The 25,509-nt window shown below is 72.1% G+C and carries 27 protein-coding genes and 1 pseudogene; 13 read left to right on the top strand and 15 right to left on the bottom strand.

The window, feature by feature from the left end; all coding sequences use genetic code 11:
* Positions 1 to 55 precede the first annotated feature (55 nt).
* Genes dxs through EDC02_RS03670 form a run of 4 tightly spaced genes read right to left on the bottom strand, consistent with a single transcriptional unit; the run spans position 56 to position 5,712 of the window.
* Positions 56 to 2,047 (bottom strand): 1-deoxy-D-xylulose-5-phosphate synthase, encoded by a 1,992-nt coding sequence (dxs, locus tag EDC02_RS03680; protein ID WP_123600735.1) that lies wholly within the window; start codon positions 2,045 to 2,047, stop codon positions 56 to 58.
* A gap of 47 nt (positions 2,048 to 2,094) precedes the next feature.
* Complete coding sequence (locus tag EDC02_RS40030; RefSeq protein WP_158632042.1) at positions 2,095 to 2,250, bottom strand: hypothetical protein; 156 nt, start codon at positions 2,248 to 2,250, stop codon at positions 2,095 to 2,097.
* Positions 2,247 to 3,581, bottom strand: coding sequence for a class I SAM-dependent RNA methyltransferase (locus EDC02_RS03675; RefSeq protein WP_233605714.1), 1,335 nt, complete (start codon positions 3,579 to 3,581; stop codon positions 2,247 to 2,249). Before EDC02_RS03675 ends, EDC02_RS40030 begins: the two co-directional genes overlap by 4 nt.
* Before the next feature lie 4 nt (positions 3,582 to 3,585).
* Positions 3,586 to 5,712 carry an APC family permease gene (locus tag EDC02_RS03670; protein WP_123600734.1) on the bottom strand — a complete coding sequence of 709 codons (2,127 nt, stop codon included), beginning with the start codon at positions 5,710 to 5,712 and terminating at the stop codon, positions 3,586 to 3,588.
* A 174-nt stretch (positions 5,713 to 5,886) separates the two neighbouring features.
* On the opposite strand from EDC02_RS03670, the gene EDC02_RS03665 reads away from it, so the two are divergent.
* Positions 5,887 to 6,552, top strand: a complete 666-nt coding sequence (locus EDC02_RS03665) for a TrkA family potassium uptake protein (RefSeq protein WP_123600733.1) — start codon at positions 5,887 to 5,889, stop codon at positions 6,550 to 6,552.
* Positions 6,552 to 7,286, top strand: a complete 735-nt coding sequence (locus tag EDC02_RS03660; protein ID WP_123600732.1) for a TrkA family potassium uptake protein — start codon at positions 6,552 to 6,554, stop codon at positions 7,284 to 7,286. The genes EDC02_RS03665 and EDC02_RS03660 overlap by 1 nt, the downstream gene beginning before the upstream one ends.
* A gap of 49 nt (positions 7,287 to 7,335) precedes the next feature.
* Here EDC02_RS03660 and EDC02_RS03655 read toward each other — a convergent pair whose 3' ends face one another.
* From EDC02_RS03655 to dut, 4 genes are all read right to left on the bottom strand, one after another.
* Positions 7,336 to 8,019, bottom strand: coding sequence for a DUF3159 domain-containing protein (locus EDC02_RS03655; RefSeq protein WP_123600731.1), 684 nt, complete (start codon positions 8,017 to 8,019; stop codon positions 7,336 to 7,338).
* Between the two features lie 49 nt (positions 8,020 to 8,068).
* Complete coding sequence (locus EDC02_RS03650) at positions 8,069 to 8,449, bottom strand: OB-fold nucleic acid binding domain-containing protein (protein WP_123604463.1); 381 nt, start codon at positions 8,447 to 8,449, stop codon at positions 8,069 to 8,071.
* Between the two features lie 145 nt (positions 8,450 to 8,594).
* Complete coding sequence (locus EDC02_RS03645; RefSeq protein ID WP_123600730.1) at positions 8,595 to 9,233, bottom strand: DUF3710 domain-containing protein; 639 nt, start codon at positions 9,231 to 9,233, stop codon at positions 8,595 to 8,597.
* Between the two features lie 31 nt (positions 9,234 to 9,264).
* On the bottom strand, positions 9,265 to 9,762 hold the full coding sequence (dut, locus tag EDC02_RS03640) for a dUTP diphosphatase (protein ID WP_123604462.1): 498 nt from the start codon (positions 9,760 to 9,762) through the stop codon (positions 9,265 to 9,267).
* Positions 9,763 to 9,857: 95 nt separating this feature from the next.
* Between dut and EDC02_RS03635 the strand changes: the two genes are divergently transcribed.
* Complete coding sequence (locus EDC02_RS03635) at positions 9,858 to 10,445, top strand: DUF3093 domain-containing protein (RefSeq protein WP_370461415.1); 588 nt, start codon at positions 9,858 to 9,860, stop codon at positions 10,443 to 10,445.
* A gap of 10 nt (positions 10,446 to 10,455) precedes the next feature.
* On the opposite strand, the gene EDC02_RS03630 is transcribed toward EDC02_RS03635, so the two are convergent.
* Together EDC02_RS03630 and EDC02_RS03625 are read right to left on the bottom strand one after the other, a co-directional pair.
* Positions 10,456 to 11,280: a hypothetical protein gene (locus tag EDC02_RS03630; protein WP_123600729.1), complete on the bottom strand. Its 825-nt coding sequence runs from the start codon at positions 11,278 to 11,280 to the stop codon at positions 10,456 to 10,458.
* A gap of 95 nt (positions 11,281 to 11,375) precedes the next feature.
* Positions 11,376 to 11,672 carry a DUF4193 domain-containing protein gene (locus tag EDC02_RS03625; protein ID WP_123600728.1) on the bottom strand — a complete coding sequence of 99 codons (297 nt, stop codon included), beginning with the start codon at positions 11,670 to 11,672 and terminating at the stop codon, positions 11,376 to 11,378.
* A gap of 435 nt (positions 11,673 to 12,107) precedes the next feature.
* Here EDC02_RS03625 and EDC02_RS03620 point away from each other — a divergent pair, with 435 nt between their 5' ends.
* On the top strand, positions 12,108 to 12,626 hold the full coding sequence (locus EDC02_RS03620) for a LytR C-terminal domain-containing protein (RefSeq protein WP_199757489.1): 519 nt from the start codon (positions 12,108 to 12,110) through the stop codon (positions 12,624 to 12,626).
* A gap of 32 nt (positions 12,627 to 12,658) precedes the next feature.
* On the opposite strand, the gene EDC02_RS03615 is transcribed toward EDC02_RS03620, so the two are convergent.
* A complete protein-coding gene (locus EDC02_RS03615; RefSeq protein WP_123604459.1) occupies positions 12,659 to 13,471 on the bottom strand; it encodes an inositol monophosphatase family protein in 813 nt (270 codons plus the stop codon).
* A 362-nt stretch (positions 13,472 to 13,833) separates the two neighbouring features.
* Between EDC02_RS03615 and EDC02_RS03610 the strand changes: the two genes are divergently transcribed.
* The 4 genes and pseudogenes from EDC02_RS03610 to EDC02_RS42640 all read left to right on the top strand — a co-directional run bounded on the left by EDC02_RS03610 (position 13,834) and on the right by EDC02_RS42640 (position 17,045).
* Positions 13,834 to 15,522: an RNA polymerase sigma factor gene (locus EDC02_RS03610; protein WP_123600727.1), complete on the top strand. Its 1,689-nt coding sequence runs from the start codon at positions 13,834 to 13,836 to the stop codon at positions 15,520 to 15,522.
* Positions 15,523 to 15,764: 242 nt separating this feature from the next.
* A complete protein-coding gene (locus EDC02_RS03605; protein ID WP_123604458.1) occupies positions 15,765 to 15,995 on the top strand; it encodes a hypothetical protein in 231 nt (76 codons plus the stop codon).
* Between the two features lie 167 nt (positions 15,996 to 16,162).
* Positions 16,163 to 16,543, top strand: coding sequence for a helix-turn-helix transcriptional regulator (locus EDC02_RS03600; RefSeq protein ID WP_123600726.1), 381 nt, complete (start codon positions 16,163 to 16,165; stop codon positions 16,541 to 16,543).
* Positions 16,540 to 17,045, top strand: a pseudogene (locus tag EDC02_RS42640) (SRPBCC family protein). Before EDC02_RS03600 ends, EDC02_RS42640 begins: the two are co-directional and overlap by 4 nt.
* 16 nt (positions 17,046 to 17,061) lie before the next feature.
* Here the strand turns inward: EDC02_RS42640 and EDC02_RS03590 are convergent.
* On the bottom strand, positions 17,062 to 18,786 hold the full coding sequence (locus tag EDC02_RS03590) for a DEAD/DEAH box helicase (RefSeq protein WP_123600725.1): 1,725 nt from the start codon (positions 18,784 to 18,786) through the stop codon (positions 17,062 to 17,064).
* 91 nt (positions 18,787 to 18,877) lie between these two features.
* Positions 18,878 to 19,102 carry a DUF3039 domain-containing protein gene (locus EDC02_RS03585; protein ID WP_123600724.1) on the bottom strand — a complete coding sequence of 75 codons (225 nt, stop codon included), beginning with the start codon at positions 19,100 to 19,102 and terminating at the stop codon, positions 18,878 to 18,880.
* Positions 19,103 to 19,192: 90 nt separating this feature from the next.
* Here EDC02_RS03585 and EDC02_RS03580 point away from each other — a divergent pair, with 90 nt between their 5' ends.
* Both EDC02_RS03580 and EDC02_RS03575 read left to right on the top strand, forming a co-directional pair.
* Positions 19,193 to 20,194 (top strand): pseudouridine-5'-phosphate glycosidase, encoded by a 1,002-nt coding sequence (locus tag EDC02_RS03580; RefSeq protein WP_123604456.1) that lies wholly within the window; start codon positions 19,193 to 19,195, stop codon positions 20,192 to 20,194.
* Positions 20,191 to 21,168 carry a carbohydrate kinase family protein gene (locus tag EDC02_RS03575; protein WP_233605712.1) on the top strand — a complete coding sequence of 326 codons (978 nt, stop codon included), beginning with the start codon at positions 20,191 to 20,193 and terminating at the stop codon, positions 21,166 to 21,168. The genes EDC02_RS03580 and EDC02_RS03575 overlap by 4 nt, the downstream gene beginning before the upstream one ends.
* Here the strand turns inward: EDC02_RS03575 and EDC02_RS03570 are convergent.
* Complete coding sequence (locus EDC02_RS03570) at positions 21,136 to 21,498, bottom strand: DUF3099 domain-containing protein (RefSeq protein WP_123600723.1); 363 nt, start codon at positions 21,496 to 21,498, stop codon at positions 21,136 to 21,138. The two genes, EDC02_RS03575 and EDC02_RS03570, sit on opposite strands and share 33 nt — an antisense overlap.
* Before the next feature lie 119 nt (positions 21,499 to 21,617).
* Complete coding sequence (locus EDC02_RS03565) at positions 21,618 to 22,193, bottom strand: HhH-GPD-type base excision DNA repair protein (RefSeq protein WP_123600722.1); 576 nt, start codon at positions 22,191 to 22,193, stop codon at positions 21,618 to 21,620.
* Between the two features lie 111 nt (positions 22,194 to 22,304).
* On the opposite strand from EDC02_RS03565, the gene EDC02_RS03560 reads away from it, so the two are divergent.
* The 3 genes from EDC02_RS03560 to sigB all read left to right on the top strand — a co-directional run bounded on the left by EDC02_RS03560 (position 22,305) and on the right by sigB (position 25,483).
* The gene (locus EDC02_RS03560) at positions 22,305 to 23,789 is read left to right on the top strand and encodes a methyltransferase (RefSeq protein ID WP_123604455.1); all 1,485 of its coding nucleotides are present in this window, start codon (positions 22,305 to 22,307) and stop codon (positions 23,787 to 23,789) included.
* A 74-nt stretch (positions 23,790 to 23,863) separates the two neighbouring features.
* The gene (dtd, locus tag EDC02_RS03555) at positions 23,864 to 24,310 is read left to right on the top strand and encodes a D-aminoacyl-tRNA deacylase (protein WP_123600721.1); all 447 of its coding nucleotides are present in this window, start codon (positions 23,864 to 23,866) and stop codon (positions 24,308 to 24,310) included.
* 195 nt (positions 24,311 to 24,505) lie between these two features.
* The gene (gene sigB, locus EDC02_RS03550) at positions 24,506 to 25,483 is read left to right on the top strand and encodes an RNA polymerase sigma factor SigB (RefSeq protein WP_233606336.1); all 978 of its coding nucleotides are present in this window, start codon (positions 24,506 to 24,508) and stop codon (positions 25,481 to 25,483) included.
* Positions 25,484 to 25,509 lie beyond the last annotated feature (26 nt).

Here is a 25,509-nt window from a genome sequence, read left to right as displayed (position 1 = left end):
CGTCATGCTTCGTCAGACCGAGCTCGCGAGAACCGGTGCGCGAGCGGCTCGACGCTCAGCCGCGCCGGCCGGCACCACGACGGGTCGCGGACCGCTCGACGGAAACGTCACCGACGAAGCCCGTGCTGGCCGGCGGATCGTTGTCCGGATCGTCCAGCCCGGAGATCCAGCCGGTCACGTCGCGCGCCACGTCCTGCGCGGTCAGCCGCAGATCGGCGAGGATCTGCGCCCGGCTGCCGTGCGGATGCCAGTCGGTCGGTACGCCGAGATCACGCAGCGGCACCGGCACGTCGGCATCGCGCAGCGCCTTGGCGACGGCGTCCCCGACACCGCCGGTGCGTACCCCGTCCTCGACGGTGACCACCAGGCGGTGTGCGGCGGCGAGCTCGACCAGCTCGGCGGCGACCGGACGGACCCAGCGTGGGTCGGCAACGGTCACCCCGTAGCCCTGCTCGGCGACCCGGGCCGCCACGTCGACACCGAGGTGTCCAAACGCGCCGACGGCGACCAGCAGCACGTCGCGCCGGCCGGACTCGACCAGCACGTCCACCCCGCCGACCCGGCGCACCGCCGGCAGGTCGGCGGCGACCGAACCGGTCGGGAAGCGCACCAGGGTCGGGCCGTCGTCGACCGCCACCGCCTCGCGCAGCTCCTCACGCAGGGTCGCCGCGTCCCGGGGGGCGGCGATCCGCAGCCCCGGCACCACCCCGAAGACCGACATGTCCCAGATGCCGTAGTGGCTGGGCCCGTCCGGGCCGGTCACCCCGGCCCGGTCCAGCACGAATGTCACCGGCAGCTTGTGCATCGCCACGTCCAGCAGCACCTGGTCGAACGCCCGGTTGAGGAAGGTCGCGTAGACCGCGACGACCGGGTGCAGTCCACCCATCGCCAGCCCGGCGGCCGAGGTGGTGGCGTGCTGCTCGGCGATACCGACGTCGTACACCCGGTGCGGGTACTTGCGGGCCAGCGACGCGATGCCGGTCGGCTCGGCCATCGCGGCGGTGATCCCGACGATGTCGGGCCGCTCGTCGGCGACCGACACCAACTCGTCGGCGAAGACATGGGTCCATTTCACCGCCGGGGCGGCCAGCAGCTTGCCGGTCTCCACATCGAAAGCGCTGCTCGGACCGTGCAGGCAGTCGGCCTCGTCGTCCTCGGCCGGGCGGTAGCCGTACCCCTTGCGGGTGACGACGTGCACGATCACCGGCGCGCCGAAGGTCTTGGCCCGGTGCAGCGCCGACTCGACGGCGGCCAGATCGTGCCCGTCGATCGGGCCGACGTACTTGATGCCGAGATCCTCGAACATGGTCTGCGGCGCGACCGCGTCCTTGATGCCCTTCTTGACCGCGTGCAGCACCTCGTACATCGGTCGGCCGACCATCGGGGTGGCACCGAGAGTGTCCTTGACCAGGTCGAGGACCTTCTCGTAGCCCGGGTTGAGCCGCAGCGCCGCCAGGTGGTCGGCCAGACCACCGATGGTCGGCGCGTACGACCGGCCGTTGTCGTTGACCACGATGACCAGCGGGTTGCGGGCACCGGCGATGTTGTTCAGCGCCTCCCAGCACATGCCGCCGGTCAGCGCCCCGTCGCCGACGACGGCGACCACGCTGCGCGCCTCGCCGCGCAACGCGTACGCCTTGGCCAGACCATCCGCATAGGACAACGCGGTGGAGGCGTGCGAGTTCTCGATCAGGTCGTGCTCGCTCTCGGCCTGACTCGGATAGCCGGACAGGCCACCGCGCTGGCGGAGCTGGTCGAAGGCGGCCTGCCGGCCGGTCAGAATCTTGTGCACGTACGCCTGGTGACCGGTGTCGAACAGGAACCGGTCCCGAGGTGAGTCGAAGACCCGGTGCATGGCGATGGTCAGCTCCACCACACCGAGGTTGGGTCCCAGGTGCCCGCCGGTGCGGGACACCTTGGCGACCAGGAAGTCACGGATCTCGGCGGACAGCACCGCCAACTCGTCGGCGGAGAGCCGCTTGACGTCCTGAGGTGTGCGGACGGTGGCCAGCAAGCGGCCGTCGGATCCTGCCTCTACCTGGCTCAATTTCGCTCCCAACTGCCCGGCGCGCGCCGATGTGCGGCGCTGGGCGGCTACCCGGCGGCGGCGTACGCTCCGGCCCGCGTACGGCGTCCGCCCATGACCGCAGAGTCTATCGGGATCGCGCCGCTGCGCAGCGCCGCCGACCGGTCGACGTGCGGCCTGCCTGAGGCCGGGTACGGCCCGTCGGCGAGTCCGGCCAGGGTCATCGGCCGGCGGCTGGGGTGAGCAGGGCGACGCACTCGACGTGCCGGGTCATCGGGAAGCAGTCGTAGCCGTGCAACGCCGTCAACGACCAGCCGAGGTCGCGGAAGGTGCGCACGTCCCGGGCGAGCGCGGCCGGATCGCAGGCGACGTAGGCGATGGCCCGCCGGGTGGCCGCTGCGACCCCGGCGACTACCCGGGCGCCCGCTCCGGCCCGGGGTGGATCGAGCACCACCAGGTCGACCGGTCCGGTGATCCGGCGGCGGGTCAACGCCGTCTCCACCCGGGCCGCGACCACCTCGATCCGGGGCAGGTCGGCCAGGTTGAGTCGGGCCGCAGCCACCCCGGCGGGCGACGATTCGACCATCGTGACCCGCCCGTGCGGCCCGGTCCGGCCGGCCACCGCGGCGGCGAACAGACCGGCACCGCCGTAGAGGTCCCACGCTGACTCGCCGGGACGGGGACCCAGCAGGTCCAGCACCGAGGTGACCAGGGTGTCGGCGGCCGCCGGGTGCACCTGCCAGAACGCCCCGGCCGGCAGCCGCCAGCGGCGGCCGGCAGCGGATTCGGTGACCTGCGTCACTGAACCGGGCAGCGCCTCGGGCAGCGCCTCGGGCAGCGCCTCGGGCAGTCCCGACGGCGCCCCGGCCCCGGCGCCGGACGCCCCCGCCGACCGAGACGACCCGCCGGCCGGGATGACGACGACCTCGCCGGCAGCCGACGCGACCACCTCGACCGCGTCGACGACCGGCCACCGACGTCCGCTGGCCGGCAACACCGGTGCCCCCTGCACGGCCGGGTGGGCGATCAGACAGCGGTCCACCGGCACCACCTCGTGTGACCGGTGTTTGAGCAGGCCGGCCCGGTCGGCGGCGTCCACGGTGTAGCGCACCCGGGTCCGCCAGCCGAGTGGTCCGCCCGGCAGCGGCCGGACCCGCGGCGCCAACCCGTCGACCTCGGCCCCGGTCAGCCCACCGAGTCGCAGCAGTTGCTCCCGGACCACCGCCTCCTTCCAGGCCAGCTGCCCGGCCACGGTGACGTGCTGCAGGTCACAGCCGCCGCACCGGCCGGGGCCGGCGTACCGGCAGGGTGGCTCGACCCGGTCCGGGGCCGGTTCGTGCACGGTCACCGCGTCACCGCGCAGGTAGCCCCGGTGTGTCTCGGTGATCTCGACGGTGACCAGTTCGCCCGGCAGGGCGTGCCGGACGAAGACCACCTGGCCGTCGACCCGGGCGACGCAGTGCCCGCCGTGTGCCACGGCGCCCACCCGTACCGTCGTCCGGTCGCCTTCCGCCAGGTCGGCCTGTGCTGGACTCACCGCCCGTGCTGAACTCACCGCGTCACCGGTCACCGCGTACCTGCCCCTCCGACGCCGGCCGTTGGCCGCTTGACCCGGCGGGATCCGCCGGCACCGTCGGCCCGGCCGGATCGGACGCGACAGCCAGATCGTCCGGGTCGATCGGGTCGATCGGATCAGTGGGCATCGGGCGCGGACCGCGCGCCGGGCCGCGGCTGAGCGACTCGTCGTACCGGTCCAGGTCCCGGCCGATGCTCGATGCCAGCTGCCATGGGACGCTGGTCACCATCACCCCCGGTTCGAACAGCAGCCGGCCCTTGAGCCGCAGCGCGCTCTGGTTGTGCAGCAGGTTCTCCCACCAGTGGCCGACCACGTACTCGGGAATGAACACGGTGACCACGTCGCGCGGCGCGTCGCGGCGCACCGACTTGACGTAGTCGATGATCGGCCGGGTGATCTCCCGGTACGGCGAGTCGACCACGGTCAGCGGCACCGGCAGCTCACGGCGGTCCCACTCGGCCTGCACCGCGCGGGTGTCCGCGTCGTCCACCCGTACGGTGAGCGCGGCCAGCGAGTCCGGGCGGGTGGCCTGGGCGTACGCGACCGCCCGCAGCGTCGGCAGGTGGACCTTGCTGACCAGCACAACGGCGTGGTTGCGGGCGGGCAGCACCGGACGGCCCTCGGCCGGGGTGAGTTCCCGGGCCACCGTGTCGTAGTGCCGGCGGATACCCAGCATCAGCGCGTACACGCCGGCCATCGCGGCGATGGCGATCCACGCGCCGAGGGCGAACTTGGTGACCAGAACCACGACCAGGACGGCACCGGTCAGCGTCATGCCGAACCCGTTGATCGCCCGCGCCCGGTGCATCCGACGGCGTGCCGCCGTGTCCCGCTCGGTGCGCAGCCGCCGGTTCCAGTGCCGCAGCATGCCGGCCTGGGACAGGGTGAACGAGACGAACACCCCGACGATGTAGAGCTGGATCAGCCGGGTCACCTCGGCCTGCAGCACCACGGTCAGCACGATCGCGAAGCCGGCGAGGAACAGGATGCCGTTGCTGAACGCCAGCCGGTCGCCCCGGGTGTGCAGCTGACGGGGCAGGTACCGGTCCTGGGCGAGAATCGAGCCGAGCACCGGGAAACCGCTGAACGCGGTGTTCGCGGCGAGGAAGAGGATCAGCGCGGTCACCCCGGCGGCGAGGAAGAGCAGCACACCGGAGCCGAAGACGGTCTCGGCCAGCTGGGCCACCACCGTCTTCTGCACGTAGCCGTCCGGGCCGGACTCGATCTGCAGCGCCGGGTTCTCCACGAACTGCAGCCCGGTGAGTCGGGCCAGCCAGATGATCCCGGCGATCATGGTCACCGACAGCGCGCCGAGCAGCACCAGGGTGGTGGCGGCGTTGCGGCTCTTCGGTGGGCGAAACGCCGGCACCCCGTTGGAGATCGCCTCCACCCCGGTCAACGCCGCGCAGCCCGACGAGAAGGCCCTCAGCAGCAGGAAGGCCATGGCGAAGCCGGTCAGGTCGACCCACTCGGCGGCGATGACCAGGTCCGCGCTGGGCGCGCGCAGGTCGTGACCGAGGATGAAGATCCGGATCAGGCCGGTGGCGATCACCGCGGTGATCACGATGACGAAGCCGTACGTCGGGACGGCGAACATCCGCCCGGACTCGCGCACTCCGCGCAGGTTGAGGGCGGTGAGCGCCACGATGGCGGCCACCGCCACCGGCACCTTGTGCTCGGCCACGAACGGCAGCACCGAGCCGAGGTTGGCCACCCCGGAGGCGACCGAGACGGCGACGGTGAGTACGTAGTCGATCAGCAGGGCGCTGGCCACCCCGACGCCGAACCGAGGGCCGAGGTTGACGCTGGCCACCTCGTAGTCGCCGCCGCCCGACGGGTAGGCGTGCACGTTCTGCCGGTAGCTGGCCACCACGGTGACCATCACCACCGCCACCGCCAAAGTGACCCACGGCGAGTAGACGAACGCGGCCGCCCCGGCGATGGACAGGGTCAGCAGGATCTCGTCCGGCGCGTACGCCACCGAGGAGAGCGCGTCGGACGAGAAGACCGGCAGCGCCACCCGCTTGGGCAGCAGGGTGTGCTGGAGCCGGTCGGACCGGAACGGCCGGCCCAGCAGCAGCCGTTTGATCAGGGAGGTCGGACTGGCCACAAGCGCTAAGGGTACGGCCGTCCGGCTCCCGACGAATCCGGGTGGCTGATCACGCGGCCCGCCCGCCGGCACGGTACGGTCGGCGCGTCATCCGGCCGCCGCGTGGCAGGCTGGCAGGTGAACGTGGGTCCGCTCCGGCCAGCGTTCGACAGATCGCCCTACGGGAGGTCTCAGGTGCACGTCGTGATCATGGGTTGCGGCCGGGTCGGCTCGACCCTGGCACACAACCTGGAGGACCGCGGCCACTCGGTCGCGGTGATCGACAAGGACGCCACCGCGTTCCGTCGGCTGCCCAACGACTTCGCCGGCACCCGGGTCACCGGCTCCGGCTACGACCGCGACGTGCTGCAGTCGGCCGGGATCGAGCAGGCCGATGCCTTCGCCGCCGTCTCCAGCGGCGACAACTCCAACATCATTTCGGCCCGGCTGGCCCGCGAGACGTTCGGCGTGTCCCGGGTCGCCGCCCGCATCTACGACCAGCGGCGGGCCGAGGTCTACGAACGGCTCGGCATCCCGACGGTGGCGACCGTACGGTGGACCGCCGACCGGATGCTGCGCCACCTGGTCCCCGAAGGGCACCTGGAGATCTTCCGGGACCCGACCAGCACGGTGTCGATCGTCGAGGTGCCGCTGCACCGGGAGTGGATCGGCCGGCCGCTGCAGGCGCTGGAGCGGGCGGCCGGCACCCGGGCGGCGTACCTGATGCGGTTCGGTATCGGCACGCTGCCGACCCCGTCCACCGTGCTGCAGGAGGGTGACCAGGTCTTCATGCTGGTCACCGACGACATCGCCGACGCCGTCACGTTGACCGCCAGCAGCCTGCCGGAAGGAGCGCGGTGATGCGGGTGGCCATCGCGGGTGCCGGCAACGTCGGCCGGTCCATCGCCCAGGAACTGATCGGCAACGGCCATCAGGTGACCCTCGTCGAACGTAATCCCGCGCTGTTCCTGCCGGACCGGGTGCCGGCGGCCGACTGGGTGTTGGCCGACGCGTGCGAGGTGGCCAGCCTGGAGGACGTCGAGCTGAGCACGTACGACGTGGTCGTCGCGGCCACCGGTGACGACAAGGTGAACCTGGTGGTCTCGCTGCTGGCCAAGACGGAGTTCAGCGTCCCCCGGGTGGTCGCGCGGGTGAACCGGGCCGAGAACGAGTGGCTGTTCACCGAGCAGTGGGGCGTCGACGTGGCGGTCAGCAAGCCACGGGTGATGGCGGCGCTGGTCGAGGAGGCGGTGACCGTCGGCGACCTGGTCCGGCTGATGACCTTCCGGCAGGGCGAGGCGAACCTGGTGGAGATCACCCTGCCGACCGACGCCCCGTACGTCGGACACGCCGTCCGCACCGTGCCGCTGCCCCGCGACTCCGCCCTGGTGGCGATCGTCCGGGGCAAGCGGGTACTGACCCCCGGCCCGGACGACCCGCTCGAACCCGGTGACGAGCTCGTCTTCGTCTGCACCGCTGAGGTGGAGGACGACGTCCGGGCGGTGGTCCTCGGGGCGGACAGCGTGGCCCGCACCCGGCGCGGCGAGCAGCCGCCACCGCCGGTCCGCAGCGAGCAACCGGCACCGCAGGACTGAACCCGGCCGGGCCAACGGACAGGCGGCCGGGCCAACGGACAGGCGGCCGTCAGTTCGAGGCGGCCAGCACCGGTCCGGCGTCGTGGCGCTCACGATTGACCCGACGGACCACCCAGATGGTGATCGCCAGCAGCACCGCGTACGGCGGATAGCCGAGCAGCAGCCGGGACACGCCCAACGCGGTCTCCATCGAGGCCAGGTAGAAGCCGGCCTGCACGCCGACCTTGAGCAGCCAGACGACGCCCCAGAGCACGGTCAGCCGGTTGAAGGTGCGGATCAGCACCGGGTCGGCGCGCCACTCGGACCGGCCACCTGCCGCGAGCACCGACCAGATCCAGCCGACCAGCGGCTGGCGGATCACCACCGAGCCGAGCAGGGCCAGCCCGTAGCCGATGCCGTACAGGATGCCCGGCAGGTAGAAGTCGCGTTCCTCGCCGGTCCGCCAGGCGAGCAGAGCACCGATGCCGATGCCGAACAGCCCGTTGACCGCGTGCCGGATCGGACGGCGCTGCAGCAGCCGGACCACAGCGATACCGACCGCGACACTCACCGCGGCGATCAGCGCCACCGACAGGTCCCAGATGACGTTGCAGACCACGAAGACGGCGATCGGCACGCTCGACTCGACGAGCCCGCGCCAGCCACCGAGCTGCTCGGCCATCTGCTCGGTGATACTCGGCAGGCGTTCCTCGTCGTCCTTGCCGACTGCCGGGGGTTGCTGTCCAGAGGTCATTGGCACCGCCTTCCGTCGTTGGTGGCGGCACCGGACGTGACCGGCCGGCTCACCGGGGGGATTCCAACTCGTAGTACGGGTTGTAGATCACCTTACGGTCGTCGCGGACCGCGACCCGGCCGCGGGCGGTGAGCTGGCGGCCCGGTTCGATGCCGGCAATCCGTCGCCGACCCAGCCAGACCAGGGTGACGACGTCGCTACCGTCGTAGAGGTCGGCCTCCAGGGTCGGCAGGTTGGTCCGGGGGCAGTAGACCACGGTACGGAGCCGGCCGGAGACCGAGACCACCTCGCCGCGGTGACACTGCCCGGCAGGGGTGGCTCCGCACTCGGCGCTCTCCCGCTGTAGCTGTTCGGCGTCCAGCTCGGCTTCGGTGGCGGCGAGCCGGCGTAGGAACCGGCGCAGCGACGGGCGGCGTTCATCGATCGCCATGACCGTCTGCCCCTCCTCGGCGTCGCCGACGCGGCGCGGATCCGCGTCGGGTGCGGACCGCCCCACCAGGGTACGCCGCGACCGGTACCGGCCAACTGGCCGGTACGCCCGGCCCATCGGTGCCGCTACGGCGCGGCCGGGTGCGCTACGCCGTGGCCGGCGGCGACTGCCGCGACTGCTCGGCGAGCTCGCGGGGCAGCCGCAGCGGCAGCGGTTCGCGTACCGGCTTGGCCTCCTGGCCACGGTCGACGACCAGACCGTGCAGCACCTCGGTGAGCGTCGCGGCGGCCGCCGGGTCCACGGCGGCCGGGCCCTGGAACAGCGCCCGTACCATCCAGCGCGGTCCGTCGATGCCGACGAACCGCAGGTCGGTGCCGCCGTCCGGGGTACGCACCTGGGCCACCAGTTCGGGGCCGTACTCGCCGGTGGCCTCCCGGATGCTCGCCCCGTCGCGGCGCAGCGACTCGGTGATCTCGACGCGCACCTCGTCCCAGATGCCCTCGGTTCGCGGCGCGGCGAAGACCCCGAGCTGCAGCGCGCTGCCCCGGTTGGCGAGCACCACCTGCTGGATCGCCCCGTCCGGGTTGGCCTGGACCCGGACCTCGACCCCTTCGATCGCGGGGATCTGCAGGCTGCCCAGGTCGAGCCGGCGGACGCCGGTCGGTGCCTCGGTCACGTCGTACGGGCCCTGCGTCGGGTTGCCGGGCGCCAGGTCGTCGGTCTCGGGACCGACGGGTCCGTCCTGGGCGTGCCGGCCGCGCCCGCGGCCGCGGGAGAAGACCACGATGCCAACCTTCCGTATGCGCTGTCGCTGGTCAGCGGGTTGCCGGTTCGGCCGGGGTCGGCTGGGCCACGACGGACAGGCCGGCATGGCCGCCGGTCGAGCCGTGTCCGGCGGAACCTCGCGCCGAGTCGGGCAACTCGTCGACGACAGAGAATTCTGCTGTTTCGACGCGTTGTATCACAAGTTGCGCTATCCGGTCACCTCGGCAGATCCGGGCCGACCGGGACGGATCGTGGTTGATCAGGTTCACCAGGATCTCACCGCGGTAGCCCGCGTCGACCGTACCGGGGGCGTTCAGCACGGTGACGCCCAGCCGCGCGGCGAGGCCGGAGCGGGGGTGGACCAGCCCGACGTACCCGGCCGGCAACGCGACCGCCACCCCGGTACGCACCAGCGCCCGCGCGCCGGGATCCAGGTCGGCGTCCTCGGCGGCGAACAGGTCGGCCCCGGCGTCGCCGGGATGGGCGTAGCCCGGCACCGGCAGACCCGGATCGAGCCGGCGGACCGCCACCCGCACCGTGTCAGACATGAACCCCACCTCTCCGCCACCGCCGACCGGGACGACTCCTGCGCGCCACAGGCCGCCGAACACACCCCGCTGCTGGGCCCGTACCCTCGGACGACGTGGCAACCGCTTCCGCCGAACCCGACACACCGTACCGGGCCGTGGTGCACTACCGGGAGCGACTCCGCCTGCCGTGGTGGCTCTGGGTGGGTGGATCGGCGCTCGCCGCCTTTCTGGCGGCCGAGGTCTGGATGGGCACCTCCGGGGTCCGGGCCTGGCTGCCGTTCAGCGTGCTGCTGCCGTCGACCGTCGCCGGCCTGTGGTGGCTGGGGCGGATCCCGATCCGGGTCACCGCGGACGAGCTCCAGGTCGACGACGCCCGACTTCCCCTGCGGTACGTCGCCGAGGTCGTCGCCCTGGACGGGGACGGGCGCCGGGAACTGCTCGGGGTAGGCGCCGATCCGCTGGCGTTCGTCATCCAACGGCCGTGGATCGCCAGCGCCGTACAGGTCGTGCTGGACGATCCGGCGGATCCCACGCCGTACTGGGTGGTGAGCACCCGGGACCCGGTCCGGTTGGCCGGCGAGATCCGCGCCGCCCAGCAGAGCCAGGCAGCCGGTGCGACCGATGGCGGTGCGACCGGTGACCGCCCGACCAGTGACGGCGCGACGGATGGCGGCACCACCGCCGACCCGCCGAACAGCTGAGACGCCCGGGTCATTCGGGCCGTGGGCGCACGCCCCCGATCGCCGGTGGAGCCGGCGGATGCATCAGACCGAGCGCCCGCCGCTGGCTACCCAGGTCGGCGCGTACGCGGTCGGCGAGTGCCCGGGTCGCTCGACGGTTGAGGTAGCTGGCCACCGCCGCGCCGGTCAGGAACGGGCCGAGGGTGGTGAGGTTGCGGCCGAACCGGCGAAGCAGCAGATCGCCCAGCTCGCGACGGGCGGCGGTGCCGAGCACCGCGCCCACTCCGACACCGGGCACCATCGGGTTGACGCCCCGCTGGTTGGCCCAGGCGTGGATCATGTTGACGGCGCGCTCCGTGCCGGCGCCGGGCACCGGCACGCCGTACACCTGGTGCAGCTCGCCGACCAGTTTGAGCTCCACGGCCACGACGGCGACCGTCTCGGCCGCCAGCAGTACCGGCGCGGACAGCAGGGTCGGGGTGGCGGTCCACTGGACCGCCGAGACGCCGCCACCCGCCGCGCCGATCCCGGCGCTGGCCCGGCCGGCGTTGCGGATCAGCCGCTCGGCCAACTCCTCGTCGTCGAGGCCCGGATGGTGCCGGCGCAAGGTGGCCAGGTCGCGGACCGGGAGGTACGGGGCAACGTCGGTCACCGCCTGGACCAGCCACCGGCCCGCCGCCGCCGGCTTGAACAGCTCGGTCACGCCGCGTCGACGCAGTTGTTCGACGAGCCGCCCGAGCAGGCGTCGCCGGTCGACCGGCGGGGTCGCGTCCCCGGTCAGTTCGGCCACTGTGGCCGCCAACCGGTCCGTACCGGCCCGGTCGCCGTCCGGCGCGGAACGGTCAGGATCGGTCATGCTGCCTCCCGGGCCGACGGCCGGACGCGGTCACGGCGACTGCGGCGACCTCGTGTCGAGGTCGCCGCGTGTCCTCCTCTTCCCCCCGAGTGTCGTCAGGTGCACTCGCGACAGATCAGCTCGTTGTTGCGCTCGACGGCGAGTTGGCTGCGGTGGTGGACCAGGAAGCAGCGCGCGCAGCGGAACTCGTCCGACTGCATCGGCAGCACCTTCACCGTCAGTTCCTCGTCCGCCAGGTCGGCGCCAGGCAGCTCGAAGCTCTCGGCCACCTCGGCTTCGTCCACATCGACGGCGCCCGACTGTGAGTCGACGCGCCGTGCCTTGAGCTCCTCCAGGCTGTCCTCGCCGAGGTCGACCTCGTCGCGACGCGGAGCGTCGTAGTCGGTGGCCATCGGTTCACTCTCCCGTATCGTTCAGTCGCTTCCGGTGATAACGCCGGACGACGGTATTTCGGTTCCCATGCGGGCCCTGGTGGGACCGCATCCCGGCGAAACGTACCGTTTTGCGCCGTTTTGCGGTTGCCGCAGGAAACTCCCCCCGCGAGCGCGGTACCTTACCCCTCTCTGGCCGACGCATGTATACCGCCCTTGTGGGACTGATGTACGCCCAGACACCGAAAGTTGTTCCCAGTGTGACTCAGGCGACACGAAGATAGGGGTACCCGCCGGCCGATCGGCGCCGGCACGCCGGCCGGACGGCGAGCTGTTTACCGTGCCGTCCGGACAACCGCTAACCTCGGCGGGCATACTCGGTACTCACCGGTGCGGCGGGCCGACACCCGGTACCGCCACACCTCGCAGGGGGCCAGATCCATGAGCTTTGCGCGCGTGCGAGCGCTTGTCGTCATCGGCGGACTTGTCGTGTTCGCCCTGGTCTTCGTCATCGTCGCGATGGTCCGCGACAGCCAGGGGGGCGAGGCCACCGCGACCACCTGCCCGGACGGCTGGGCCCTGGCCGACGTCCAACTGCGGGAGGCCAAGGACGTCCGGCTCAATGTCTACAATGCGACCGACACCAGCGGGCTCGCCACCAACATCGCCGATGATCTGAGCAACCGCAACTTCCAGATCGAGGAGGCGGCCAACGACCCGGAGGGCCGGCGGATCGATGACGTGGCCGTGCTGCGGTACGGCCCCGAGGCGGTCGGCTCCGCCCACCTGATGCGCGCCTACTTCCTCGACCAGGCCAGGACCGAGTACGACCCGGCCCGCGAGGACGACATCGTGGACGTGGTCATCGGCAACGCGTTCCGGCAACTGGCGACCACCACCGAGGTGAACCAGTCACTGGCGGCACTGGGCAAGCCGGTACTGCCGCCGCAGACCTGCGCCGCACCCGAGGACTGACCGATCGCGGCCGGACTGACCGTTCGCGGCCGTCACGGTCCGCCGGCGGCGTCCAGCCGGATCAGGTGTCCCTGCAGCGCCGGGAACAACGCCGGCGGGGCGGCCACCACCATCTGCGGGCCGACCGGAGCCCCGGCCAGTCCAGCGACCAGCAGACCCGCCTCCTCCGCCACCAGGCCCCCCGCCGCGTGGTCCCAGGGGTTGAGCCCTTTCTCGAAGTACGCGTCGACCTGGCCCTCAGCGGCCAGGCACAGGTCGATCGCCGCCGCGCCGAACCGGCGGATGTCCCGCACGTGCGGTATCAGGCCGACGAGCACCTGCGCCTGGTGCACCCGACGCGCCGAGTGGTAGCCGAACCCGGTGGCGACCAGCGCCTGGGCCAACTCCGACTGATCGGAGCCGGCCAGCCGCTGCCCGTCGCGGTAGGCGCCGCCGCCGCGCACGGCGGTCCACTCGGCCCCGGTGGCGGCGTTGCGTACCACTCCCGCGACCACCTGGCCGTCGACCTCAGCGGCGAGCGACACGGCGTAGTTCGGCAGCCCGTACAGGTAGTTCACCGTGCCGTCGATCGGGTCGAGGATCCAGCGCACCCGGCCCCCGGCCGGGGCGGAGTCGCCGTACTCCTCGCCCAGCACGGAGTCGGTCGGGCGCCGCTCGCGCAGCGCCGCGACCGCCTGACGTTCGACCGCCCGGTCCGCGGCGGTGACCACGTCGGTCGCGGTGCTCTTGGTGGCCAGCCCGGAGACTCCGGCCCGCCGCATCTCCGCCGCGGTACGCGCCGCCGCCCGGGCGACGTCGACCGCGATCTCCAACAGGTGGTCCGGTTCGGGTGTCCGCTCCGCCATCGTCTCCCCTTCTCCGCCGTACGCCCGGTCGCCGACCCCGCTGGGGACCTGCGAGGGGCCGGCCGGGGACCGGGTGGCCACCTCGGCCGGGTGGTCAGCGAGAATCACCCGTACGGCAGGGGTAACATCCTGTCAAAGTCCACGTTCGTCCCATGTCGGTGGCCCCCGACCGGCGGCTGGCTCGCGCGTGGCGGGATGATCCCCACAAACGGCGTTACAATTCACGCCTGCCCTCGTGTCACGGTCAACCGGTTCGGCCGGTGGAGCGGTCGCGGGGGGGGACACAATCACAACCGGCACGTCGCTCCGCGCTGCGGTGGCCGGTCCGGCCGTGCTCGTTCATCGCCTCCGGAAGGTCATTCGTGACAGAACTCCGCCACACCGGCGCCGACGTACGCTCGCTAACCGACACCCTGATCGCCCATGCCGAACAGGCCGGTGGTCAGCTAACGTCGGCCGAGGTCGCACGGACGGTTGAGTCCGCCGAAGTGACTCCGGCCCAAGCCAAGAAGATTCTCCGCGCGCTCGCCGACGCCGGCGTCACGGTCGTCGTGGACGGCTCGGCCAGCACCCGCCGCCGAGTCGCCGCTGCCCGGTCCGCCACCCCGGCGTCCAAGGCCACCACGGCCAAGACCACCCGTCGGGCCCCGACCGCCCCGAAGCAGGCGCCGGGCCCCGACGAGCCGGCCCCGGCGGTGGCCGTGCCGGCGAAGAAGGCCACCACCCGCAAGGCCACCACGGCGGCGGTGCCGGCCGCAGCGCAGAACGGCACCCCGGCCGAGGAGCCGGCGGCCAAGCCCGCCGCGAAGCCCGCGCCGAAGAGCGCCCGGACCCGGGCCGCCAAGGTGGCCGGTGGCGCCGCTCCGGCCAAGGCCGCCGGTGCCACGCCGGCCGGCAAGGCCCCGGCCAAGGCGGGCAAGGCCACCGCGAAGGACGGCGGCAACCCGGACACGCCGGACGAGGAGATCGATCCGGAGACCCTGGCGGCAGAGATCGAGGATGTCGTGGTGGAGGAGCCGGCCGAGCTCGCCCAGGCGGCCGAGGCCGACGCCACCCGGGACAACGACTTCGAGTGGGACGACGAGGAGTCCGAGGCGCTCAAGCAGGCCCGCCGGGACGCCGAGCTCACCGCCTCGGCCGACTCGGTCCGGGCGTACCTGAAGCAGATCGGCAAGGTGCCACTGCTCAACGCCGAGCAGGAAGTCGAGCTGGCCAAGCGGATCGAGGCCGGGCTGTACGCGGCGGAGCGACTGCGGGCCGCCGACGAGAGCGACCAGAAGATGCCCACCCAGCTGACCCGGGACCTGGGCTGGATCTCCCGGGACGGGGAGCGGGCCAAGAACCACCTGCTGGAGGCGAACCTGCGGCTGGTGGTCTCGCTGGCCAAGCGGTACACCGGTCGGGGGATGGCCTTCCTCGACCTGATCCAGGAGGGCAACCTCGGCCTGATCCGCGCGGTCGAGAAATTCGACTACACCAAGGGCTACAAGTTCTCCACCTACGCCACCTGGTGGATCCGCCAGGCCATCACCCGCGCCATGGCCGACCAGGCCCGCACCATCCGGATCCCGGTGCACATGGTCGAGGTGATCAACAAGCTGGGTCGTATCCAACGCGAGCTGCTGCAGGACCTGGGCCGTGAGCCCACGCCGGAGGAGCTGGCCAAGGAGATGGACATCACACCGGAGAAGGTGCTGGAGATCCAGCAGTACGCCCGGGAGCCCATCTCGCTGGACCAGACCATCGGCGACGAGGGCGACAGCCAGCTCGGTGACTTCATCGAGGACTCCGAAGCCGTGGTAGCGGTGGACGCGGTCTCCTTCTCGTTGCTGCAGGACCAGCTGCAGCAGGTGCTGCAGACCCTGTCGGAACGCGAGGCCGGGGTGGTCAGGTTGCGGTTCGGTCTCACCGACGGGCAGCCGCGGACGCTGGACGAGATCGGACAGGTCTACGGGGTCACCCGGGAACGGATCCGCCAGATCGAGTCCAAGACGATGTCCAAGTTGCGACACCCGTCACGTTCGCAGGTGCTCCGGGACTACCTGGACTGACCGGTTCAGGACAACCCAATGTGTAACTTTGGTCACTTGGCGTCTACCAAACCCAGGTCATCCCGGCGTTACCCGGCGGTGATCGTTGACGTGGCACCCTTGGTTCACGGCACACTGTGCCTACCAGGTGTGAGCCCGGTCCCCCGGGGGCACATCGGGAAGGCGGGAACCCCCGCCGGTGTTGGACGATGGGTGACAGACCGAAGAGTGTGTTCATCGGTGACGACCAGAGGAGGAAGGCGATGACCCCGACTCTCACGCCTCCGGAGACGGTGGATGCCCTAGGCGCCGATGAACGGTGCGACCGGTGCAACGCGGCCGGCAAACTACGGGTGACCTTGGCGGGCGGCAGCGAGCTGGTGTTCTGTGGGCATCACGCCAACAAGTACGCCGACGATCTCGTCAAGATCGCGGTGCAGTTCAAGGCCGACCCTGAGTTCACTTGGCGTGGCGCCGATCTGATGGCCAACTGACACGACGAGACCACCTGGACAGCGACGGCTGGGCCCCACCGGACGGTGGGGCCCAGCCCTTCTTTTTGCCCGCGCCAGCTGCTTATTCAACCAAGTTGTTGCGAAGCTGCCCGGGATCAGCATAACCTCTTGTTCAACCAGAAGGTTGAACAAGAGGGAGGTGCCGGGTGAGCGAGGACCAGTTGTCGCGGGTGTTCGCGGCGCTGGCCGATCCGACCCGCCGGGACATCGTCACCCGGCTGACCGACGGCGACGCCACCGTCAATCAACTGGCCGCGCCCTACGACATCTCGGTGCAGGCGGTCTCCCGGCACATCAAGGTGCTCGAGGACGCCGGCCTGGTCAGTCGCAGCCGGGACGCCCAGCGGCGACCCTGCCACCTGGAAGCCGAGGTATTCGACCTGATGTCCCGGTGGCTCGACCGGTACCGCCAACGGGCGGAGGAGCGGTTCAGCCGGCTGGACGCCGTACTGGCGACACTGGATGACGAGCGGACCGACCGGGAAAGCACCCACGGAATCGACCCTGAGCAGCAAGGAGCAGCGTGAAAGCCACGACCACGACCGACGACGACCCGACCACCCGTACCCGCGTCGAGGCGCACCCCGACCTGCCCTGGATCCGGATCATCCGCGACTTCGCCGCGCCCCGGGCCCGGGTGTTCCGCGCCTGGATCGACCCCGACCTGGTCACCCGGTGGCTCGGCCCGAAGGACCTGGAGCTGCGGATCGAACACTGGGACGGCCGCACCGGCGGCAGCTACCGCTACGCGAACTGGCGCGACGGCGAACAGATCGCCGGGTTCTACGGTTCCTTCCACGAGGTACGCCCGACGAGCGGCTGGTACAGACCTTCACCTACGACGGGGTGCCCGACGGGGTCAGCCTGGAGACCGCCACCTTCGAGGACCTGCCGGACGGCGGCACTCGGGTCACCGTACTCTCGCTGGTCGAGAACCTGGTCGCCCGCGACCAGATACTGGCCAGCGGGATGGAGCACGGCGTCCGCGAAGGGTACGAGAAGCTGGACCAACTGCTGGCGACCGGCTGACCGGGACCTACCCGGGTCACAGCGTCTGCACCATCGCGATCCGCTCCTCCAGCTGCTCGATGGTGGCCTGCGCGCTCGGGGGACCACCGCACCGCCGCCGCAACTCGGCATGGATCTTGCCGTGCGGCAGCCCGGTGCGGTGGTGATGCGCGGCGACCAGGGCGTTCAGCTGACGACGCAGGGCGATCCGCCGTTCCCCGGCCGTCGGTAAACGCTCCGCCGGCCGGGCGGCGGGCACCGGTTGATCCGTCGACCGGGCCCGCCGCTGCGCCGCGATCTGCTCGGCCTGCCTACGGTTCAGCAGCACCGTGACCTGATCGGGGGTGAGCAGGCCGGGCAGACCGAGGTACTCCTCCTCCTCCAGGGTGCCGGCCTGGGCGCCGGTACCGAACGAGGCGCCGTCGAAGATCACCTGGTCCAGCTCGGCGGTGGCGGACAGCGCCTCGAACCGCTTCTCCAGCTCCCCGCTGGCCTGCTCGTTACGCTGGGCGCGCTCCAGCAGATCGTCGTCGAAGCCCTCCCGCTTCTTGGCCGCCCCGATCACGTGGTCCCGCTCGGCCTCCATCTCGCTGGCCAGCCCGAGCAGGTGCGGCACGCTGGGCAGGAACACCGTCGCCGACTCCCCCGGCCGGCGGGCCCGGACGAACCGGCCGATCGCCTGGGCGAAGTACAGCGGCGTCGAGGCGCTGGTCGCGTACACGCCGACGGCCAGCCGGGGGATGTCCACTCCTTCGGAGACCATCCGGACCGCCACCATCCAGCGCTGCTCGGACCGGGCGAACGCGGCGATCCGGGCTGACGCGCCAGCGTCGTCGGAGAGCACCACCGCGGCCTTCTCCCCGGTGAGCCGCTCCAGCAGCCGGGCGTACGAGCGGGCCGCCGCCTGATCGCTGGCGATGACCAGACCACCGGCGTCGGACATGCCGCCGTCACGCAGGAAGGTCAGCCGGGCGTCGGCCGCGCGCAGCACGGCCGGCATCCAGTCGCCGGCCGGATCCAGCGCGGTCCGCCAGGCCTGGGCGACGAGGTCCTGGGTCATCGGCTCGCCCAGCCGGGCGGCGAGTTCGTCCCCGGCGCTGGTCCGCCACCGGGTCTCCCCCGAGTACGCCAGGAACAGCACCGGCCGGACCACCGCGTCGCGCAACGCGTCGGAGTAGCCGTAGATGCTGTCCGCCCGGGACCTCGGCAGGCCGTCGCCGCCCGCTTCGTAACGCACGAACGGGATCGGGTTGTCGTCCGAGCGGAACGGCGTACCGGTGAGCATCAGCCGGCGGACCGCCGGCTCGAACGCGGCCTTGATCCCGTCGCCCCAGGACCGGGAGTCACCGGCGTGGTGGATCTCGTCGAGGATGACCAGCGTCCGCCGGGTCATCGTGCGCCGCCGGTGCACCTGGGGGGCCATGCCGACCTGGGCGTAGGTGACCACCGCGCCGTGAAAGTCGGCGGCCGAGTGCAGGTCGGCGTTGCGGAACGCGGCGTCGAGCTGAATGCCGACCCGGCCGGCCGCCGCCGCCCACTGGGTCTTCAGGTGCTCGGTCGGCGCGACCACGGTGACCGCCTCGACGGTGCCGTCGGCCAGCAACTCGGCCGCGATCCGCAGCGCGAACGTGGTCTTACCAGCACCCGGCGTGGCGACGGCGAGGAAGTCCTCGCTGCGCCGGCGCAGATACTCCACCAGTGCCCGACGCTGCCAACCGCGCAGCGTCGGGAACGTGTCGACCGTCGGCGTGGTGGTCGGCACGCATACCCCTTTCCCCCGTGACCGGAATCCGGTCGACGGCCACGAAAAGGCCCTCGCGGCCGGTGGACGCGAAGGCCGATCGGAGTCCGGCTCAGCCGGTCATCGACTCGTAGATCTCCTTGCACCGGGGGCAGACGGGTGATCCGGGTTTCGGCGTACGGGTCACCGGGAAGCGTTCGCCGCACAGTGCGATCACGAAGGTGCCCATGACGGCGCTCTCGGCGATCTTGTCCTTGCGGACGTAGTGGAACATCTCCGGGCCGTTGTCGGCGTCGGCATCCTTGACCTCGGGACGCTCAAGAACCTCGGTAGTCACGTCGTCTCCCACCTCCAGGCTGAGAGTTTGGCAGTTTGTGGCGTACGGGTCCAACGTCCGGCGCGACCCCCGCCCCGTACCGTGGTGATCATGGCAGAATCCGCAGGCCGCACCGGGCCGTTGCACTACGACATCCAGTACGGCGCCGAGGTGGCCGACGCCCGCCGGGACGGACGGGCCATCGTCGCCCTGGAAAGCACCATCATCGCACACGGCCTGCCGCGACCCGACAATCTGCGGGTCGCCCGCGAGATCGAGGCCGCGGTACGGGCCACCGGCGCGGTACCGGCCACCATCGGCATGCTCGGCGGGCGGCTGGTGGTCGGCCTGGACGATGCCGAGCTCACCCGGCTGGCCGGCTCCGACACCATCGCCAAGCTCTCCGCCCGGGACCTGCCGCTGGCCGCGGCGAGCGGCGTGGACGGGGCGACGACGGTCGCCGCCACCAGCGTGGTCGCGGCGGCGGCCGGCATCGGCGTGTTCGCCACCGGCGGGCTCGGCGGGGTGCACCGGGAGGCGGCGCAGACCTTCGACGAGTCGGCCGACCTGGTCACCCTGGCCGGTACGCCGATCACCGTGGTCTGCGCCGGGGTGAAATCGATCCTGGACGTGGCAGCCACCCTGGAGCGGCTGGAGACCCTCGGCGTGGCGGTCGCCGGCTACCGCAGCCGGCGGTTCCCCGGATTCTTCGTCACCGACAGCGGCCACGACCTGCACTGGTCGCTCGACTCGCCGGAACACGTCGCCGAGGTGATCCGGGCCCGGCGCCGGCACGGCCTCGGCGGGGGTGCGCTGGTGGTGGCGAACCCGCTGCCGCCACAGGAACAACTGGATCCGGGTCTGCACGACACCACGCTGGCCACCGGGCTGGCCCGGATGGCCGAGGCGGGCGTCACCGGCAAAGAGGTCACCCCGTTCCTGCTGGCGCACTTCCACTCGGCCACCGCAGGGGCCAGCCTGGCGGTGAACATCCGGATCATCCTGCGCAACGCCGACCTCGCCGGGCGGATCGCCGCGGCGGCGGCGGTGGCGGAGGCCGCCCACGCGGCCGAGTTCGCCGCCGCCGCAGAGCCGACCGGCACGGCGGGGTGACCGGCCGCAGGCTGACCGGCGGCGGCCCGGCCCCTGGCCGGCCGCGCCCGGGCCGGGTCCTGGTCGTCGGCGACCTGGTCACCGACGTGGTGGCCGTGCTCACCGCACCGTTGGCGGCCGGTTCGGACACGGCGGGCGGGATCCGGTTCACCGGCGGCGGCCAGGCCGCCAACACCGCGGCCTGGCTGGCCGCGCACGGCGTACCCGTGACGTTGGTGGCGGCGGCGGGCGACGACGACCTCGGGGACATCCGGCTGGCCGAGTTGGCCGCAGCCGGGGTCGACCTCGCGGTACGGCGCTGCCCGGACACGGCGACCGGCACGGTGATCGTGCTCGCCCACGGTGAGCAGCGCTCGATGGTCGCCGACCGGGGCGCCAACCTGTCGCTGCGGGCCGGTGACGTCGACGACGCCGTGGCGCTGTTCCCCGACGCGACACACCTGCACCTGTCCGGCTACCCGCTGCTGCACCCGCGCAGCCGGCAGGCCGGCCGCCACGCGCTGGTCGCGGCCCGGTCGCGCGGCATGTCGACCAGCGTCGACGCGGCGTCGGCGGCTCCGCTGCTGGCCGCCGGACCGGCGAGGTTCCTCGACTGGGTACGCGGGACCGACCTGCTGCTGGCCAACCTGGACGAAGCCACGGCGCTGGGGCTGGCCGACGGACTGCCGACGCCAGCGCCGGTCCGGCGGCTGGTGGTCAAACGTGGCTCCGGCGGAGCCGTCTGGCACGAGCCGGCAACGGTGGTGTCAGCGGCGGTGGTGTCAGCGGCGGCACCGACCGTGCCGGTGGTCGACCCCACCGGCGCCGGTGACGCCTTCGCCGCTGGGCTACTCGCCGCCTGGCTCGCCGGCGATGATCCGGTGACCGCGCTGGCCGCCGCCGGACGGGCGGGCGCGACGGCGGTCGGGGTGGTCGGTGCCCGGCCGGTTCGCCGCGTCGGGTCAGGGCTCGACGTCGATGACGCGGACCGGTGACGGCGTGGTCGGCACCGCGCCGACCTGCGCTGGGCCGCTCCGGGAAGCCGGTTGGTGCCGCTGGTCGCGCATCCGGTGCCGGTCCTTCGGCGGCCGGTCGTTGGCGAGCAGCACGGCCAGCCACGGCACCAGGATCATCCCGACCGCGCAGATCGGCAGCCACAGCCAGAGCAGCGGCGCCTCGCTGGTCACCAGGACCGCGCCGACGATCAGACAGACGCCCCGGATCGACATCATCAGCACGTACCGACGTTGCCGGCCGCGCAGTTGGTCGCCCGGGCTCGGTTCGGCGTCGGTGATCACGGTCGGTTGCCCAGCGGTCCGTCGCACCGTGCCTCCTCGTGTCGCGTACCGCCATCGTCGCACCTGCCGGCGCACGTCGCCGAACGCCCAGCCACAGACGTGACCGACCTACCGGCCGGCGGACATGCCTGGCGGGACGCGGCGGGTCAGCCCTTGGCCGCCTTCGCCGCCGCCTTCATCTGCTGCTTGTGTTCCCGTACCCGGACCAGGGAGTCCTCGTCGACGATGTCGGCCACCGAGACGTGCACCCCGTCCCGGCCGAACTCGCCGGCCGCTTCCCGCCAGCCCGTCGGCTGTACGCCGTACCGCTTGCCGAGCAGCGCCAGGAAGATCTGCGCCTTCTGCTTGCCGAAGCCGGGCAGCTCGCTGATCCGGGCCAACGCGGTCGCCCCGTCCGGGGCGTCGGTCCAGATCCGGGCCGGGTCGTTGTCGTACCGGTCGACGACGATCCGACAGACCTGCTGCACCCGCGCGGCCATCGCCTTCGGGAACCGGTGCAGCGCCGGCCGCTGGGCGAAGACCTCGATCAGCTCATCGGGGTCGTACTCGGCGAGTTCGCGGGCGTCCGGCTGGTGCCCCAACCGCAGACCCAGGTCGTACGGCGCGGAAAAGGCGCGCTCCAGCGGCACCTGCTGATCCAGGACCATCGCGACGACCAGCGCCAGCGGGCTGCGCCGCAGCAACTCGTTGGCGTCCGCGTCGATGGGCAGCGAAAGGCTCATCCGCGTATCCTGCCGGATCGGAGCAGATCGTCCGGCGACGACCCGCCCCGCCGGGCAGGATGGGCCAGGATTAGTCAGGCGACCGGGCAGGATGGCAACGTGACCGACGACATGACCGATTATCCCGCGCTGCTCGACGCGGCCGGGATCGACCAGTTGCGGACCGCGCTGACCGCGGCCCGGTTCACCTCGACCGGGATCGCCGAGCGGCTGGGGCCGCAGGCCACCTCCGCGGTGGCCCGCAACGATCACCGGGCCGCGCTGCGGCGCACCGCCGACGGTGATCCGCTCGCCACGCTGATCCGCCTGTTCGTCTGCGCCCAGACCGAGCCGGCCGACACGGTCGCCGCCGCACTGGCGCCGCTGCCGCTGGCCGACGCGCTCGCCGCCGGACTGGTGGAGCAGTCACCGGACGGACCCGGACTGCGGCAGGGCGTCGACCTGGAGCCGTACGGCGACGCCTGGTGGGTGATCTCGGACGTGCCGTCGCACCTGCGGGCGGGTCAGCCGCTCGCCGCCGATCATGTCCTCGGCATCGGTGGCTCGTCGACCACCCTGGCCGGTGCGGTGCACCGGCGGCCGGTCGGCGCGGCGCTGGATCTCGGCACCGGCTGCGGCGTACAGGCGCTGCACCTGGCCGGTCACGCCGCCAGCGTCACCGCCACCGACCTGTCGGCCCGGGCGCTGCGGTTCGCCGCCACCACCGCCGCGCTCAACGGCCAACGGTGGGAGCTGCTGCACGGTGACCTGACCGCACCGGTCGCCGGTCGCCGGTTCGACCTCGTGGTCAGCAACCCGCCGTTCGTGGTCGGGCCGGGCACCGCCACCCACACCTACCGCGACTCGGGCCGGATCGGCGACGGCATCTGCGCCGAGCTCGCGGCCGCCGCCCCGGACCTGCTCACCGACGGCGGCACCATGCACTACCTGGCGAACTGGATGCACGTCGCCGGGGAGGACTGGACCGAACGGGTCGCGGGCTGGTTGGCCGGCACCGGGCTGGACGGGTGGGTGATCCAGCGGGAGGTGGCCGACCCGGTCTCCTACGTCAATCTGTGGCTGGCCGACGCCAGCGAGGGTCCGGACGCGCACCGGGCGGCCGCCTGGCTCGACTGGTTCGACGCGCAGAAGGTCGAGGCGGTCGGCTTCGGCCTGGTCACCCTGCGCCGCAGCGGACACGCCGATCCGGTGGTCCGGGTCGAGGAGCTGCGCCAGCAGGTGACACCACCGCTGGGTGACCGGGTCGACGAGTGGTTCGCCCGGCAGGACTGGCTGCGCGCCCGCGACGCCGCCGGTCTGCTCGACGCCCGTTACCGGGCCGCCGACGGGCTGCGGCTGCAGCAGGAGGCCGGCATCGGGGACGACGGCTGGGCGGTCGACCGGCAGACCGTCACGTTGACCGGTGGGCTGCGCTGGACCGAGGAGATCGATCCGCTGGTGCTGGCGGTGGTCGGCGGGTGCGACGGCCGGTTGCCGATGCGCGAGCAGTTGTCGCTGCTGGCGCTCGCGCACGACGTACCCGAACAGGAGCTCGCCGAGGCCGCTACGCCGGTCCTGGCCCGGCTGGTCGAACGCGGCATCCTGCTGCCGGGGTGACCGGCGGCGGTGTGGTCGGCTGACCGGCCGGCCGACATCACGGGCTGACCGGCCGGTGTGGCAGGCTGGCCGGTGTGCGGGCGGTGGTGCAGACGGTCGGTCGGGCCTCGGTGACGGTCGACGGCGAGGTGGTCGCGGCGATCGGCCCCGGGCTACTGGTGCTGCTCGGGGTGACCCACACCGACACCGGCACGACCGCCGCCGAGATGGCCCGCAAGATCTACGAGCTGCGGATCTTCCCGCCGGATCCGGACGGTGGCGGCACCGCCGAGCGCTCTGCCGCGCAGCTGGCCGCGCCGGTCCTGGTGGTCAGCCAGTTCACCTTGTACGGCGACGCGCGCCGCGGACGACGGCCGAGCTGGTCCGCCGCCGCCCCGGCGGAGCTGGCCGAGCCACTGGTGACGGCGGTGGTCGAGGCACTGGCCGCGCGGGGCGCGACGGTACGCACCGGACGGTTCCGGGCGCACATGCAGGTGGAGAGCGTCAACATCGGACCGCAGACCATCCTGCTGGAACTGTGACGTCACTGTCAGCAACCGCCAGCCGGTGTACGGCAACGGTCAGGTCCCGAATTCATGCCACCTGGCCCCCGGCTAACCGTGACTTCACGCCCTACCCGGCAAGCTGGTTGTCACCAGCGGCACTCCGCTGCTGGCTCACCACTTGTCGACGCGGGGAGGCGACTGAGAGTGGTCACACGTACCATCGAAGACGACATCGACACCACCGTCCAGGTCACCACCGACGGTCAGCACGACCTTGACGCCACCGACGACCGCGGCGCTTCGGCCGATCTGGTCCGCGCATACCTGAACGGGATCGGACGCACCAAGCTGCTCACCGCCGTCCAGGAGGTGCTGCTGGCCAAGCGGATCGAGGCCGGGCTGTTCGCCGAGGAGAAGCTCGCCGGCCCCGGCCGGCTGTCCGCGCAGCTGCGCGCCGACCTGGCCGTCGTCGCCGCCGAGGGCCGCGCCGCCAAGGACCACCTGTTGGAGGCGAACCTGCGGCTGGTGGTCTCGCTGGCCAAGCGGTACACCGGTCGGGGGATGGCCTTCCTCGACCTGATCCAGGAGGGCAACCTCGGCCTGATCCGCGCCGTCGAGAAATTCGACTACACCAAGGGCTACAAGTTCTCCACCTACGCCACCTGGTGGATCCGCCAGGCCATCACCCGTGCCATGGCCGACCAGGCCCGCACCATCCGCATCCCGGTGCACATGGTCGAGCAGGTCAACCGGATGGTACGGGCCCGTCGTGACCTGTCGGCGACGCTGGGGCGGGAGCCGACGATCGGCGAGATCGCCGCCGCCATGTCGGTGCCCGAGTTCCAGGTGATCGAGCTCATCTCCTACGACCGGGAGCCGGTCAGCCTGGACCAGACCGTCGGCGAGGACGGCGAGAGCGCCCTCGGCGATTTCGTCGCCGCCGCCGATCCGCGCGAGCAGGGCGGGGAGTCCGCGTCCGAGGGCAAGCTACGCAACGAGGTGGAGATCGTCCTGTCCACCCTGTCCCAGCGGGAGCAGGCGGTGATCCGGCTGCGGTTCGGTCTGGACGACGGCCGGCAGCGCACTCTCGACGAGGTGGGCCGGGAGTTCGGCCTGTCCCGGGAGCGAATCCGGCAGATCGAGAAGGTCACGCTGCTCAAGCTGCGGCACCCGTCGCGGGCGCAGCGGCTGGAGACGTACGCCGGCTGACCGGGGGGACGGCCGGCTCATCGGGG

The sequence above is a fragment of the Micromonospora sp. Llam0 genome, assembly GCF_003751085.1.
In the GTDB taxonomy this organism is placed as follows: Bacteria; Actinomycetota; Actinomycetes; order Mycobacteriales; family Micromonosporaceae; genus Micromonospora_E.
This window is presented reverse-complemented; position numbering and strand designations above follow the sequence as displayed.